Raw genomic sequence first — 16,039 nt, 5'->3', positions numbered from 1 at the left:
CAAACCCCGCACCCTGCGCGCCGTCGCCCCTAAAACCCTCCGCTCACCAAAAACCGGAATCGCAGATCATTCGCTTCTCCGGAGAACAAATCCTGGTCCAGCCGGTAAGCCAACTCAAAGCCCACCGTTATGTCCTGCGCGTTTAGCCAGACGTTATCGAATAGGAATTGCCCGCCGACGGAGCTGGCCGAAATATTCTGGATACTTGTTCCCTCCAGACTATAGTTGTGGTAATCGTAAAAAGCATTGAGCCGCACCCGCTGGAAATAGGTGACGCCGGCGATACCGAAATCAGGGTACAGAATCGGTAGTTGATAATTCACCCCCAGGCGATAGACCCGGTCAGCGGCCGGCGCAACGTAGCCCCGTGCATACCGGAAGGCATCCGGAAACTGATAAGCGTTGCGGATGGGCTCCCGCTGGTAGTCGAAGTCCAGCTTCAGGCCGTGCGTAGCGAACAGCCCCGGAAGGTTGATGGCCGAGCGCAGCAGAAACCGATCTCCCAGGTCCTCCTCTCCAAAGCCCTGATCGTAGCGCAGGAAGAGGGAGGCACCCAGCCGCGACTGCACCTGCTGATAAGCCAGCCGCTGAAAGCTGGAAAAAGTCAACTGAAAGCCCAGCCCGCCGAAGTTGTCCGGCAGCTCTCCGCCTTCGTTGTTGCTCAGCGCATAGTAGGTGTATTCTGCGGCGGGCGTCAGGTTGGTCTGGAAGTTGCCGCTCACCCAGGTCAGGGGAACGCGGAGGCCACCACTAACCGTCAGCTGGTTCAGATTGACCCGGTTAAAAACCGTGTCTACGCCCGCCCGGAAGGTGGAGTAGTTGCGGTCCCGCAGCTCCACGGCTGCACGCAATACGGGGAACAGTCCCCCGTAATTCACCGAGGCGCTGGCGGCCGACCGCTTCTCGTTCAGGTTGTACTGCCCGTCTACGTCAATGGCGATGGTGTTCAGCGCGTTCGTGGCCGCGATGATCGCCCCCGGACTCACGTAACTGCCGTTGTACGACCAGCTGTGTAGCTTAATACCCCCCAGGTTGTCGGAGAAATCGCTCACCGGGTACTCTTTAGCTTCCACCGTACTGGAGAGGTCCACGGCCTCCTCCACGAAGCCCGCTGCCCGCTCGTAATAGCTGGGGCCGGCGGGCAGCAGCCCGCCCGGAATACCCGCGTACAAACCGCCATATACGCCGTTCAGGTTTTTGTCTCCGCCAAATGCCAACCGCTGAAGTCGCAGCCCCTTCGGTGTCGGGGTGCTGTAGATAAGATAACCGTCTTTAGTCAGTAAGGGCATGGTAGCTCCTACGGCGACGTTCGTCAGCTGGACAATGTCGCCGCTGGCCGGCTCCAGCTGGTAGATGTTATCCACGCCGTCCCGGCCGCTGGCGTAGACCAGCGTGCCGCCCGGGGCTACCCGCAGCAGATCAATCGCTTCCGGCGACCGTTCTTTGAGGGTTGTGGTTTGCCCCGAGGCCAGGTCCAGCGCCATTATGGCGATGCCGCTGTATTGCTGGTCGAAGAAGTAGACCGTCTTGCCGTCCGGCGAGAAGCGCGGGAAGCTAACCGAGGTGGCGTTACGGCGGAAGCGACTCTCTACTTCGCCGCTAACGGTGTTCAGGATCACGATCTCCGGGGGGCCGGCCAGCGGGTCGTGGTAGACCGATACAATTTGCCGGCCATCAAAACTCAGGGAAGGAGAGACGTACTTGCCCTTCTCCGTTAACTGCCGCTTCCGACCACTGCCCAGCTCGTACAGGATGATGTCGCTGAACTGCAGGTTCGTGTAGCGGGGGTGCTGCCGCCGTTCCATCCAGACGGCGAACTTGCCGCGTACGTCCACGTAGGGCTCCCGTTGGATGCCCACATTGGTGACCACGCGGTCCGGCCCGCCCGCCGGGTCAATCTCCACCAGCTGCGGCAATACTTTGAAGCCGCTGCGCAAGGCCATTAGCCGGCCCTCGCCGTCCATTGCCGGAAAACGATAATTGACGATGTCTTTACGGGTGGCACCGATGGGCTGACCTTCGATGAAGGGCGCGCGGGCGGCGGTGAGGCTGTCCTGGGCCGCCTTCAGGTCGGCCATCGTGGTGGCATACAGCTCCGGCGTACTCAGCCCGGTTTCTTTCTTCAGCGCCCGGCTGAAGGAGTAAAGCAGGCCGCCCTGGGCTGCGCCCTGGTGGAGCACCTTTCGCCAAACGTCGTTGCCGTAGCGCTCGCGGGCGTAGGCCAGCATTCCGTAACCGTAACGGTAGTGGTCGGGTACGATCCGGCGGAAACTGTTGTTTCTCGCTACGGGATATTTATAGATGATATCCTCAGCCAGCAGGCTGCGGAGGGTGCCAGAAAAGGCCGGGGTCCGGCCGCGGCCGCCGGGGCTCATGGCCGTTTCGTAGATCGTCGCGTCACCTTCCGCAAACCAGTTCGGTACGGCAATGCCGGAGAGCACGGCCCAGCCGAATTGCCCCTGCAGGTAGCTGACCAGCTTGGTCAGTCCACGCCGCTCATTGCTGTTTTGCTGCACGTGGCGGAACTCGTGAATCGTCAGCAGGTCCATCCAGTCCGCCGTGCTCAGCAGACTGAACGACTGTGGCGGCGTCGCGAAAAAACCGGAACGGAAGGGCGCCAGCCCCACGAATCCGTTGATGGTCATATTGGGCGTCTGCAGCACGATGTCTACGTCAAATTGCTGCTCCCCGATGCTGCGGGTGTGCTTCTCGTTGAGCAACTCGATGAGTGTGGCGACGCGCTTGGCGCGGGCTTCGTAACCCTTGGGGAATAGCACCCGTCCCTCCGTCGTCTCGATTTTTTGCCAGTCCACCGCCGGTGGGTGCAACCCGATTTGGGCGCGGACGCAGGTGCAAAGAAGAAGTAATATCAGCAGGGGGAGGTAGCGCATAGTTCGTTGCCGGTAGGTTTAGCTCGCTGCCCAATATGCGGATAATCCCGGGTACCTGCACACTCCGGGTGCAGGAAAAGTGTTTACCAGGAGCGGGAGCGCCTAGTGACCGGGCTTAACGCCGGAAGCTTCGCTCCCAAACAGTACTATTTCCCTGCCGGTCCGTTACCTCAATGGCGAAGCGGTGCTGGCCCGGCCCCGGGTCTCCGTCTTTGAAGTTGTAGGTGAGCTTATCGTTTTTAATGTCGTATTCCAGGAGTACCCATTCTCCGTTGATGGTGCCCCGGTATTGCAGGGCGCCCTGTACGTTATCCGTAATGAGGAGGCTGAAGCCTGCGCCCCGGCGCAGATCCGTAGCGAAGTAATTGATGGCTACCTGCGGGGGGATGGTGTCCAGGAAGAGGGCGTAGTCGCCGAAGGAGTAGACGTTGGCGCGGAAACGTCCGTCGTCGGTCCAGTTGCCACCGTTGCCGCTCCACTGTCCGTCGGGCTGGCATTTGCCGAGGAAGACGTGGTCGCGGAGGGAATCGGCGATGTGCTGGTCGGGGCGGATGCTGAGTTTACCGTGACCGTGCAGGGGCGTCAGCGGATCGTGTAGCTGGTGGGTGTGACTTAGGTGGCCCGCCGAAGCGTCGGGCAGCTGGGCGTAGCGGAAAAACAGGTCGCGGTAGAGGGCGTCGGCGTCCAGCTCCAGGCGCATGGCACCGTTGTCGATGATGCTGCGCTCTCCGGCGGGGAGGAAATACTGGTGGGGGCGGGGCTGTGGCGCCCGCTCCTGCGGGCGGTAGACCAGCGCGAAGGTGATCCCGGAAACATTACCAGCCTGATCGTTGACGAGCATTCGCACGGGGAGCGGGCGGTTGGGGAGCAGCCTCAGGCTGCCATCGTAGGTCTTGTCCATGGCTGTTTCAAGGAACATGGCATCCTGCGTCAGCGCCCAAAAACGATGATACCAGGAGGTGTTTTTATTCCATTCTTCATAGTCGGTCAGGGCGTTGAGGTATTCCGTCTCTTCAAAGGGGATGCGCCCAAAGCGGAAGTCAAAAATCCGGGTCGTGTCGGCGTAGAGTTCGCCGCCATAAATGCCGTTCCAGTTCGGCATGGCGTTTTGCCGGTCGTAGGCCTTGAGCGCCAGCCCGATGCGGGGCGAGCCGACGACGATGGTGTCCGGCGCCCGGTATTTTCCCCGGCTTTCGGCTATTTTGAAGGTCTGAATGTGGGTTTCCAAGCCGTGGTTGTCCAGCTCATATACCCGTAGGTTTCGGATTTGCGGCGCGCGGGTGTCCGGTATCGAGAAACCAAAGTCGAGCGGATTAAGCGCCGCATCCGTCTTCGCGTCCCGCATCTCGAAGTGGAGGTGCGACCCGAAGCTGTGGCCCCGGTTCCCTACGCCGCCGATCTGCTCGCCTTGCTGCAGCGGGAAGGCCGTTGAGTCAAAACGCAGGTCCTGCCGGAATTTCTCCTCCGCAAACTGCCGTGCCCGCACGGTGTCCAGTAGCTCCGGCCGCAGCGTCTCCAGGTGAGCGTATACGCTCCGGTGCCCGTCCGGGTGGTCCACGTACACCGCCTGTCCGTAGCCGCCGGGGCTGACCACAATCCTGCTCACATAGCCTTCTGCTACGTTATAAACCGGTGTATTGGTACTGGCCCGAAAGTCGAGGCCTGCATGAAAATGGTCGCTGCGCAGCTCCCCGAAGGTGCCGGTGACGAGCAGCGGACCGTTGAGGGGCGCGCGGTAGTCAAGGTCCTGGGCGGAGAGGGGAAGGGTTAGGAGAAGAAGGAAGAGTAAGGTGATCTTGTAGTCTTGTCGTCTTGTAGGCTGCCGCATTTTGGAGGGAGAGGGATTGGTCTTTTGGTTCTTTGGTCTTTTGGGCTACCGCATTTTAAGGGTAGTGCCTGGCGGTGAAATTAGCTTTTTATTTGCGGGTCAGGCTTACCATTACGTTGGGGGGTAAATAGCAAGTTGCACAAACAGCCTAAAATACCCCTCGGCTTCGCCCTCCATGGGGTCGGGCTTTGCTCGGGCACCATTGATCTTAGTTGACGGCCTCCACCCAAGGTACTGGTCCCCGAGTGAACACCGACCGACCGCAGGGAGTGGAGGGGCATTATTCGTTCATTTGGTTATACGTACACGTTGGGCAACCTTGCTTACGGCGAAAGCTGCAGCCTGTGGTATGAAGTCCTTACGGACTATATGAAAGTGGGGCGAAGCCTGTGGCTTCACTCTAATCTGTGCTCTGAATCTGTGAAAATCCGTGAAATCTGTGGTTGGAACCTGCTGCGCAGCAGCCTATCCCAACACCGCCTCCCGCGCCGCCTTCATCGGAATTCCGATACAGCGCTTCTCCATGTAGGTCATCATGCGCATCAGGAGGTCTTGTGCTTCGGGGTCGAGCTTGTCTAGTTCCTTAGCGAAGACATTGTTGACGGCGGCGTGCTTCACGGCTTTGATCTCGGCGGGCAGGCCGGCCATAGCGCGTTCGAGCAGGCGCTGGCGGTAGCTGTTTTCCATCACCTTCAGGTGCTGGTGCAGCTCACCGTGGGCGCGTTTGATCTCTTCACGGCGGAAGCTCATATTCTCTTCGGCGAGGGCGCGGAGTTGTTCGATGCCGACGTAGTGGAAGGGGTAGTGAGAGGTCGTGCTTTCGGCAACATCTGCCGGAACACCGAGATCGATGACGATCTTGTTGTCGGGGGCATCACCGGCCAGCAGCCAGTGGAATAGCTCGGGGGTGACGATGGCTTCAGCGGAGCCGGTACAGGCGACGATGATGTCAAAGCCTTCCTCGTAATTTTCCAGTTCGCTCAGGGCAATACCCTTGCCCTGCGGGAAAGAGGCTGCCAGTGATTGAGCCCGGGCGGCTGTACGGTTCACCACGGTGAGTCTTTCACAGCCTTCCTTGCGGAGGAATTTAGAGACCAGTACGTTCGTTTGTCCTGCGCCGATCATCAATATGCGGGCGTCAGTTTTGGGCTTCAGGCGGCGGAGCTGCTGCATTGCCAGAGAGACGATGGAAACAGATTTTTCGCCGATTCGGGTATTGTTATACACATCTTTGGCGGCCAGCACTACGCGATCACAGATGATGCGGAGGTCGTCACCGATCAGGTCCCACTCCCGGCAGCGGGCGTAGGCATCGCGAAACTGCCCGAGGATCTGACGTTCCCCAACAACGAGAGAATCGATGGAGGAAGCTACTTCGAAGAGGTGGTAAATGGCCTTCAGGCCCTGGAGGTACTGCATCTCTCCGATGGCGTCAGTCGTAGCATTTTCTACTAGGCCTTTACGGAAGGCATCATTGACTTCACGGTCAGTCGTGAAGAAGAGAATAATCCGGTTACAGGTAGAGAGGTAAAAAAGCTCATCTACCTTTTGGCTTTGCCGCAGGGCGGTTAGTCGCTCCTGTAACTTGTCCTCTGACTCAAATGCAGCGACAATCTCTCCAATCTCCTTGAGTTTGGCGTGACGGTGTGTAAGCGTTAGAAGGTGGACGTGCTGGAGCATAGAGATATAACAGAACTACTGCAAAGGTAAATTCAGTACCCGTCTGTTTCTGTCATGGGGAGGTATAAAGACGCTTAGAATTGTTCTAAATAGAATTGATTAGGCCGCCGTTTCAATGATTGCCCCGAAATACCAGAGGTAGAACAGCAGTAATACGAGTCCTTCCCAGCGGGTGATCTTGCGGTTGTTACTCATAACGCCGAGCAGAATTGTCATGGCGATCATGAGCGGGAGGTAGATAGTAATGATGTCCTGAGGGATCTCCAGCTTACCGAAGAAGCGGGGGATGGACATCACGATGAAGGTATTGAAAACGTTGGAGCCGATGGCATTACCAACGGCAATACTGGCTTTCCCTTTGCGGGCGGCGGCCAGGCTGACGGCTACTTCCGGCAGGCTGGTACCAATCGCTACGGCGGAGAGCGCAATCACCGTTGGTGCAATATTGAGCATCGCACTGATGTTGGTAATTGCCTCAATGACGCCGGTGGCGGATAAGCTGACGATCGCGCCGCCAACGAAGAGCAATACATAGTCTTTCCAGCTCGCGGAGGGCCGGTCAGCTTTATCGGGTCGTTCTTGCCCCTTGAGGCTGTACCCCAGGAAAATGCAGATGCCAACCAGAAAGAGCAGTGCTTCGTAGATAGACAGATTGCCGTCAAAAACGGAGAAATATAGCAGAAAGGCGGAGCCCCAAAGGAAGGGGATGTCGATGTGCCAGAGGTTATACTCCAGGTCAATGTTCTTAACGACTACTGCCGTGAGGCCCAGTACCAGGGCAATATTCGTGATGTTGGAACCTACTACGTTGCCGATCACGATCTCCGGTGTCCCGTTCATCACAGCCACGATGCTGGTGGCCAGCTCGGGCAGGGAAGTGCCGAAGGCAACAATGGTTACTCCGATGATGAAGGGGGAGATGCCCAGCGAAAGGCCAATGCGTTCGGCAGACTCCACAAAGCGATCACTGGCCCATAAGAGCGCGACGATACTGACAACGAAGAGGCCAATTTGTAAAAGTAAATCCATAATCTAGGCGGCAAAGATAGATGGATATGGGAGATTTTGGCTGAAGCCAAAATTTCCCATAGTCTTGCAGACTGATCGTCTGATAGGCTACCGCACATTCTGGGCGGTAACGCGTGGACAAAGAGCGGGGGTAGTTGCCAGAAAATAACGGGGAGGAATATATTCTTGATCGGCGAGTTGAGTGATCTTCCCGCCCCGGCCTCGCCTCCCACGTGCGGTAGCCTGCCAGACTACAAGGCCACCAGGCTACCTTACCCCTCTTCAATATAAAAGCCCATCTTCCCCATCTGGTAATCCCGCATCGCTTCCATGATTTCCGTTTGGGTATTCATCACGAAGGGGCCATGTTGCTTCACGGGCGCGCCGAGGGGAATACCGCCGAGGAGAAGCAGACGGGTGAGAGGGGCTTGTCCGCTAAGGGAAATTCCCGCTCCGTCTTTTTTGTAGTGGAGCAGGTTTCGGCCTTCATAGCCAAAGCCGGAGGGCAGGCTGAGTTTGCCGTCCAGCATATAGGCGGCGAAGTTGTAGTCTTCCGGTACGGGCAGCTCCACGGTGGCTCCTGCGGGCAAGTCCAGCAGCCAGGCGATGATGGGGCTGTAGGTCTGGGCCGGACCCTGCTGACCAGCAAACTGTCCGGCTACTACCTTTAGCTTCGCTCCTCCGGGGAGATCGATCAAGGGGAAAGAATCAGCTTTCATGTCCTGATAGCGGGGTTGCACCATTTTATGCTCCGGCGCCAGGTTTACCCATAGTTGAATGCCTTCCAGCACGCCGCCACTGGCGAGGAAATCTTTGCTGCCGCGCTCGCTGTGGATGATCCCCCGGCCGGCGGTCATCCATTGCACATCACCACCGGTCAGAATGCCGGTGTTGTTGCGGCTGTCGCGGTGACGCAGGCCACCCTGAAAAAGGAAGGTGACGGGCTCAAAACCCCGGTGAGGATGGGGACCCAGATCAAGGGGATCATGGCCGGGCTCTACCTCCCAGGGGCCGAAGTGATGAAGCAGCAGGAAGGGGTCGATCTGGTCAACCCGCTGCGTAGGCAGCGGCTGATGGATCGTGATGGGGCCCATCTGCATCGGCTCGGCGGGAAGGATGTGGGCAAGGGAGCGAAATTGCATAGCTTTAATGTATGTACATGATTAACAATGGCTCATGCCTTTGGTTGAGACGCCGGCTTCAGCCGGCGGTACAGTAGCCACGGCTTCAGCCGTAGGCTCGTCGCGTAGCGTCTCCACCAGAACCGGTCATTCTTCCACCGGCATCCCCGACCCCATTCCGTCCAGTAGTTTCTCTCCGCTGTGAATCCAGGCTTTGGGCGGATTAACGAGCAGGCCGACGGGGTAGTAGACGTCCCCCTTCCAGGAGGCACGGGAGAGATGGCGGAGGTAGAGGCTGTCCGTCTCGGTCATCTTTATCTCGGGGTACTGCAAAGAGGATACGATGTAGCGGGTGGTTCGGTCAAAACCTTCCCACTTTCGGGGGATGACGTGGCCCCGGGCTTCCGTCAGATAGTAGCCCGTGGCGGGCTCAATCAGGGTGAAGCCGAAGATGGCCAGGGAGTCTTGTTCGTGTCCGGTCACCACCTCATAGGCCGTTTCCCGCACGGCGATGCCGCGCTCGTCTCCTGCCGCCCGGGGCGGCAGGACGAAAAAGTTAAAGCCGATGCGAAGAATCAACAGCAGGAGCGCAAACAGTAGTAGCAGGTTACGTTCACTGCGCCACGCCAGAACACACACAGCACCTGCGGCCGCGCCCAACACCAGGCTCTTGGCCCAGGCCCACTCCACGATGGCGGTTTCCGGAAATAGCGGCGCAAAGGGGATAATCAGGGTGCAAACCGTCATCAGCCCCAACAGCAGGTACCGCAGCCCCAGGTAACTCCGCGTTCGCGCTTTTTTGTGGCACAGATGCAGGTGCAATAAACTGCCAAAGAGCAATGGGAAAAGCATGAGTAAATACCGGGGGTACACATTAGGCGACAGCCAGTATATCGGCAGATTAACCAGGAAAGCAAGCAGGGAAAACGCAGCGAAATCATTGGTTTTCAAACGCTGCCAACTTCCGGGCTGTAGCAAATAAAGGAGAAGTAGCGTCCACGGCAGAAAGTGATAGCTCATCTCGAAAGGGAAAGCAATAATGTGCTGCACAGATTCCCAAAATCCGTGGGCAACTGCTGTTCTTTTTCCGCTTTCCACAAAGAGTCGCTGGGCTACTTTAGCCAGGTCTACGTATTCGCTGTATTGCCAGTAATACAGGGCCAGCAGGGCTACACAGCCCAGTCCACTGAGCAGGTGAGCGGGGCGGAAAAATTGTTTCCAGCTACGCGTCCAGCCAAGAATGGCCAGTACCGTAATGCCCTGAAAAACGATGGCGGGTAAACCCTTGAGCATAAAACCCACGGCCGTCAGCGCGTAACTCCAGGCAAAAGCTTTCCACCATTCTCCTTTTCGCCCGTGTTCATACAGCAGCATAATCTGTGCGTAAACGACCCAACTGAAGGTGACGTCAATCAGGGCCAGCATGGAATCCCAGAACAGCATTCGCCCGCAGGTGATCACCGTCAGAGCGTGGAGGCCGGCCAGGTAGCGGGAGAAGTGTTTACGGCTGAAAAAGTAGGTCGTTGCCGCAAAGCCCAACAAGCCAATTACCGTTGGTACCCGGGCGGCTAATTCACTGGCGCTGCCGAAAAGGGTGAAACTGAGGGCCAGGATCCAGTTCCAAAGCGGCGGCTTATTCAGGTAAGCATCGCCGTGCATGGAGGGGGAGACGTACTGCCCGCTCCACAGCATCTCCTGGGCGACGAGCGAGCGGATCGCCTCATCGTCGATGAAAACCATGACGCCCAGGTTGATCAGCAGGGCGGCGGGCAGTAGGATCAGGCTTAGAAGGAACAGGTTGCGGCGCACGGGGGCGAAGGTAGTAGGTAGCGGTGTAGTTTTGTAGTAATGTAGCGCTACATTACTACAAAACTATCGACTACATTACTACTTCACCTCTACCGTAAAGCTTTTGCTCACAGAGCGCAGACTACCGTCCGCTGCCCGGGCAATGACGAGGACCCGGTAGCTGCCAAAGTCATCCGTAGCCGGAAGGGAAATACTGGCGCTACTTTCTCCTTTGCCCGTCTTCCAAAGCAGCAGTGGAGAAAGTGCAGGCACGTCGCTGTCTGCCGCATCCCGAACCTGAAAACTTGCTTTAGGCTGTAGCCCCTTGACGGCGAAGATGTCATCGGCATCTTCCTCCGGGAATTTAGTGGGCTCCCGCAGGGTTTCAATCTGGATTACTCCGTTGTTGCCCAGTGCCGGGAAGTACTTACGGAGCTCCGATCCAACGTAATAGTAGGCCAGATAACTCACCTCTGCCGGACTCATCGTATTGATGTAATTTTCGTTCTGGGTCAGCTTTCCATCAACGATGTATAGTGGGCTGTCCAGAAAGAAGCGCTGGTTGGGCGCATTGTAGAGTCTGCCGCTGTAGTTACCCTTTTTTACCTTTACCCGCAGCTCACCACCAACCTCTTTGAAGAAGGTGTACATATCCGGGAAGGCTTTGTAATCCTGAACGTCAAAATCACGATTAGGGGAAAGTTTTCTACGCTCTTCCGCAGTGATCTTGGCTTCTATCTCAGTCTCTACGGTCGCAAAAAGCTGGTAGATCTTCCGGCGTCGACGACTCAGGTCTACGTAGGCAGCAACTTCTTTGGTGAGCGGTGGCTCCTGCCCGATAGCGGCTAATTTTGGCAGGGCCACAGTGGGCTTAATATCTGCGGGGTCAAGGGCACGAACCTGAAGGTCTTTCTCTCCTTCGAAGGCACCAAGCTGCAGCGTGAAATTGCCGTTGGGGCCCGTTTTGGCAAAGCCAAATTCATAACGGCCCGGATCGAAAACGGGCAGCAGGTTGGTCACTACGGGAGAACCGTCCTGAAGGCTGACGTTGGCGTTGTAGAAAAGGGTGTCCAGCCAGGGTCCGCGTGGTGTTTCCGTGCCCTGCAGAAAGGCTTCCCCGGTTTCTCCGCTTACGTCGGTATTAACTACACTCACGCTGTAAGCCGCACCGTTTAATCCGCCGATTTGCAGACCGTCCGGGCTGGCCTGCAGCGTTAGTCCGTTAGCTGCAGGGAGTTTGTTGCCCTTTCCGGCAGTGGCCGTAGCGGAAGGCTCCATTCGCTGATCACTGTACACGGCATGGCGGAAAGTTCCCAGGTCTATGACCCGGCGATCCGTTGTGAACGCCTGCAGGTTAATACGATAGTAGCCGGTAGCGACTTCGAAGGGCCAGCGGTAGTATCCGTTTAATTGTCCGTTAGCATCTTCCTTTAGAAAAAAGTAATCGACAGCGGTGCCGTCCGGAGCGAAAACAGTTGCCTTGATTTTCTTTGGTGCAGGCTGAGGAGCGTAAGCCGCAAACCAGGCTACCTCCCCGGCTACGTGGAAGGGCCGGTCGAAGTGAATAGCGGTCTGTGCATTCAGGGAGAAAGTGGCCAGAGTAAGAGCAATGATGAAGGAAAGGGTTCGCATAGCAGCGTAAGTTGTAAGCGGGAAGGGAAAGGAAAAGTCCGGAGTGTCTGATCTGAGCGGTCTAGAAGGGGAAGAAGTCCGGTTTGACGATTTCAGACCCGGAGAGGCTTTCGCAGTCGTCACAGGAGTTAGGTTGTGGGAAAGGAGAGGGGGAGCGTAGGAGGGGACAGAACAAATTGGGGTTCATCGCGTCCTCCGGTGATACGGCTACGCGGGCTACGGTACGGTTAGCGGCGTAGAAGAAACCGAATACGTTGGCCGTTGTACCGTTTACGTCAATGACATTACCTACAACCGGACCGCCGGGCGGCTCAAAAAGGCTGGCATCCCGGGTGGCAATCTGATTAACCTGGTTGAAGTATTCGTAGGCATCCCGGCTGATGGCTTCCTGAATGATCGTCATCACGTTGCCTTCCGCATACCGAAAGTCCGCCAGCTGAAAAGCCAGCGGGAAGTTCTCCACCCGATCGCCGGATTGTTCCAGGCTGTTGAAGAGGAAAAGCTCATCGCTTTCGAAGGAAATGCTGACGTAGCAGGGCTTGGGAGGATTATCCCGGTTAGGGCCAACCTGCGGGGTGTCCGTTACCTTGTAAGTTTGCTCCAGTGTCCAGCGGAGAAAGGTAGGACTACCGTCTGAGTACCGTACCGGAGCGGTGATGTCGTAAAAGATGGCAAGTTCCTGAGAAGGGTTGCCGTTGAGATCATCAACGGTAGTGAGTCCGATGCTTGCTCCGGCGGACTCTGCCTGCAGTGGTGGAGGTAATACGTCGAAGGCGGAGAGGTACTCTTCGCCTTCCCTGGTCTGTACCCGTAAGCGGTAACCTACACCGGGAGCTATTTGGAATGAAGCATCTCCGGAAGCAACGGTTGCCCGGTAAGCACCGTCCCGGAAGGGAAGGGAAAGCGTTTGCCCGTCACTGTTCTCCAGCGTCAGCGTAGCGGTTACTACCTGATCCGGCCGGTTGGAGTTCTCGAATTGAAATAAACGCTCGAGCCGTACCTGAACGTCGGCACTACCGGTTTCCACGTCAGCGTTTAGCCGGCCCTGGACAACGATGCCGTCCGGCAGGGCAGCGCCCTGCGCCAGGTCGATCTCATCGAGACAGGCAACACTTAGCAGAGAGAAAATGATCAGCGCGAACACCCGGGACAGGGCCGTCAGTTTGATTGCTTGGTTTTTCATTTTTCTTGGGTTGGGGGTGGAGGTAAGCCGGTTTAGCGTGTCTCGATGTTAAAGGTAATGGCTGGGAATACCGTACCTAATACGGCCAGCCGGTTGGCCACATTAGTTTGATCAGGCGCCTGGGTGTAAAAGACAGAGAAGGCGTTCTTGCGTCCGTAGACATTGTAGAGGGATACCGTCCAGCTGGTCTGGAAAGTCTTCGTCTTATTATAGCCCTTGCCCAGAGTGTAAGCCAGATCCAGGCGGTGATAATCGGGGATGCGGACTTCGTTGCGGTTACTGTACACGGGCACAAAAAGTCCGTTCTCCACCCGGTAGTTACCCACTGGTGCCGTTACGGGCCGACCAGTACCGTAGGTAAAGTTAGCCGTCAGGGTGTTTCGCTTGTTGGGATTCCAGTTGATGGTTGCTACGAAGTTGTGCGGCTTGTCGAAATTACTGTTGTAGTAGTTACCGTTGTTGATGCCGGGAATCTGCCGCTCCGTACGGCTGTAGGTGTAACTCACCAGCCCGTTAAGCACACCGACCTTACGCTTGCCGCTCAGCTCCAAACCGTAGGCCCGGCCTTCGCCGATCAGGATTTCTGTCTCCAGGCTGGGGTTGACGATTACTTCGGCGAAGTCCCGGTAATCCCACAACTGGTCGATTTGTCGGCCATAGACCTCCGCGCCCAGTTCTACATTGTTATCCTCCAGGTTAAGGAAGTAACCTATAGAGAAGTTGTGCGACAGGAAGGGAGGGATATAACCCGTGCTGAGCTGGTACTGAGAGCTCGGGGTAGGGGAGTCGCTCACGAATATCTGGTTCAGGAACTGTGCCGTCCGGCTGTAGCCGGCCCGGATGGAAGCCTTACCCGTCAGGCGGAAGCGCGCGCTTACCCGTGGTTGAAAGGCGTTGTAGGCCTCGATCAGCTCGCCCGCACCGAAGCGGATGGAATCCGTGATCCGGCCCCGGGCCGGGATGCCGTCTTCGTACTGAAACTCCGTGCCGGGGCCCAGAAAGCGGTAGTTCGTAAAACGGAAGCCACCACTTACGCTGAAGCGTTCGGATATCTCAAAATCAGCACTGGCGTAGAGGCTGGCCTCCATGCCCTGTTCTTCTTCCAGGCTGCTTTCGGTGGCCAAAGACTCCTCCGATGCGCGCGTCCGCTCACCGGGATTGACGAAGTATTGATTGATGTCCAGCCCCGCCTCAACGCTCAGCTTCTCATTGGCCTCGTAGTTGATGGTGGGCTTGATCGTCAGGTAGCGGATGCCGTTGTCCACCTGCTCCGCCGTCAGCGTACGCAGGTCGCTCTGGCTGCTGGTGTAATCGTTGTAGACTACACTCAAATCGCCGTATAGCTTATCACTGAAAATTTGTTTCCAGCTTGCCTGCCCCATCATCGTCTGGTAATCGAAGGCAAAGGTGTTATTGTAAGTGAACTCATCCTGTGAGCCATAACCTTGTAGGATGAGGGTGGATTTTTCCCCAAAGCGCTGCGTCAGCCGTAGGTTGCCGTCGAAGAAGAAAGCCGAACTGGCCTTTACTTCCGGTACACTGGCCAGCTGAATCGCCCAGTTGGCGTAGCTGGAACGGGCGCCGAAGATGAAGCTGCTCTTCTCCTTCACGATCGGACCTTCGAGCATCACCTTACCGGTTACCGGACCAACGCCGGCCTTTACGCGGAAGTGATCGAAGTTGCCGTCGCGCATCTGTACGTCGAGTACGGACGCCAGGCGTCCGCCAAAGCGAGCAGGAATATTGGCTTTGTAAAGATCTACACTCTTGATCAGGTCGGCATTATAGGTGCTGAAAAAGCCCAGGGCGTGGCTGGAATTAATCAGCGCGCCATTATCCATCAGCAGCAGGTTCTGGTCGATCTCACCGCCGCGAACGTTGAAGCCCGAAGCGCCTTCCCCAATGGAGCTAACGCCAGGATTCAGCAGCAGGGCTTTCACTACGTCCGTCTCGCCCATGAAAGTGGGCAGTTTTTCGAGCTGGGCCATGTCGATGCGCTGTACGCCCGCCTGTACCCGATCCACGTTGGCATCAGCGGCCGTTTCCGTTACCACGATTTCCTGCAGGTTGGTAGCACTGGAGCCCAGGGCGATGTTGTAGTCGCCGCTGCCGTTCACTTTCACCTCCCGGCGGTTAGCGCCGAAGCCAACGTAACTGACCACCAGCGTATAGCTGCCGGGGCGAAGCTTTAATTCGTAGTTGCCGTCCGTATCGGTCACCGTGGCCGTTGTACTGTTTTCGACCTGCACGGTGGCGCCAATGAAGGTCTCGCCCGTGTTTTGGTCGGTAATCTGTCCTTTGAGGGTGGCCATACCGTCGGTGCCCAGGCTCTCCAGGGTACCGATGTAGGCCGGGCCGTCGTTGGCGGCACCCCGACGGGTTTCCGGGGCGGGTTCGGCTTCTTCAATACGCTCAGCCACGGCGGCGTAGTAGGCAGCGTCGAACTCCGTACCGATGGTAATGGCCGGACCGATGACGTACACCCGGTCGCGGTAGTCAATGAAGTCGAGTACCGTGTTTTTAAGGATCGCGTCGAGAGCCTCTCGCATGGTGGCGTCCTTCAGGTCCAGCGCAATGGGCCCCGTAGGCAGCTGGTCTTCCTGGAAAAAGATGCGGACGGGCAAGCCGTCGTTGATCCGTTGCAGGGCGGCGGAGCGGGTGATGGAAGCATCCGTCAGGTTAAGCGTGAGGTCTTTCTGGGCGCTAACGCAGGTGCATAGCAAGACCAGAAAAGCAAGGGAAAGTAGTCGTTTCATCTAGTGATATGGCTGGGGTGGTGGCGGGAAACAAAGCGCAAAGCTAAGAAAAGTGAGGGGTTGGTAGCCTTAACTTCTGGTCGGGTGCTGGACATAAGGGCCGTCTTGCCCGCTTTGTATCGTGATGCACTGCGGTTTATGGGGTTGCTAGT

General features: G+C 57.1%; 9 protein-coding genes. All 9 read right to left on the bottom strand.

Annotated features, from left to right (window positions below; all coding sequences use genetic code 11):
* Positions 1-29: 29 nt before the first annotated feature.
* A complete protein-coding gene (locus BM123_RS10410) occupies positions 30-2,891 on the bottom strand; it encodes a TolB family protein (protein WP_090168032.1) in 2,862 nt (953 codons plus the stop codon).
* A gap of 115 nt (positions 2,892-3,006) precedes the next feature.
* Positions 3,007-4,719 carry a M23 family metallopeptidase gene (locus BM123_RS10405; protein ID WP_090168030.1) on the bottom strand — a complete coding sequence of 571 codons (1,713 nt, stop codon included), beginning with the start codon at positions 4,717-4,719 and terminating at the stop codon, positions 3,007-3,009.
* Positions 4,720-5,184: 465 nt separating this feature from the next.
* Positions 5,185-6,399 (bottom strand): glutamyl-tRNA reductase, encoded by a 1,215-nt coding sequence (hemA, locus tag BM123_RS10400; protein WP_090168027.1) that lies wholly within the window; start codon positions 6,397-6,399, stop codon positions 5,185-5,187.
* A 99-nt stretch (positions 6,400-6,498) separates the two neighbouring features.
* On the bottom strand, positions 6,499-7,428 hold the full coding sequence (locus BM123_RS10395; RefSeq protein ID WP_090168025.1) for a calcium/sodium antiporter: 930 nt from the start codon (positions 7,426-7,428) through the stop codon (positions 6,499-6,501).
* A 251-nt stretch (positions 7,429-7,679) separates the two neighbouring features.
* Positions 7,680-8,549 carry a pirin family protein gene (locus BM123_RS10390; RefSeq protein ID WP_090168023.1) on the bottom strand — a complete coding sequence of 290 codons (870 nt, stop codon included), beginning with the start codon at positions 8,547-8,549 and terminating at the stop codon, positions 7,680-7,682.
* 126 nt (positions 8,550-8,675) lie between these two features.
* A complete protein-coding gene (locus BM123_RS10385) occupies positions 8,676-10,337 on the bottom strand; it encodes an ArnT family glycosyltransferase (RefSeq protein WP_090168021.1) in 1,662 nt (553 codons plus the stop codon).
* A 78-nt stretch (positions 10,338-10,415) separates the two neighbouring features.
* A complete protein-coding gene (locus BM123_RS10380; protein WP_090168019.1) occupies positions 10,416-11,948 on the bottom strand; it encodes a hypothetical protein in 1,533 nt (510 codons plus the stop codon).
* 61 nt (positions 11,949-12,009) lie between these two features.
* Positions 12,010-13,131 (bottom strand): DUF4249 family protein, encoded by a 1,122-nt coding sequence (locus tag BM123_RS10375; protein ID WP_090168017.1) that lies wholly within the window; start codon positions 13,129-13,131, stop codon positions 12,010-12,012.
* 32 nt (positions 13,132-13,163) lie between these two features.
* Positions 13,164-15,887, bottom strand: a complete 2,724-nt coding sequence (locus BM123_RS10370) for a TonB-dependent receptor (protein ID WP_090168015.1) — start codon at positions 15,885-15,887, stop codon at positions 13,164-13,166.
* Positions 15,888-16,039 lie beyond the last annotated feature (152 nt).

Origin of the sequence: Neolewinella agarilytica (genome assembly GCF_900110645.1) — a bacterium.
Taxonomy (GTDB): Bacteria; Bacteroidota; Bacteroidia; order Chitinophagales; family Saprospiraceae; genus Neolewinella; species Neolewinella agarilytica.
Note: the sequence above shows the minus strand (reverse complement) of the source record. Positions and strands in the feature narration are given on the sequence as shown.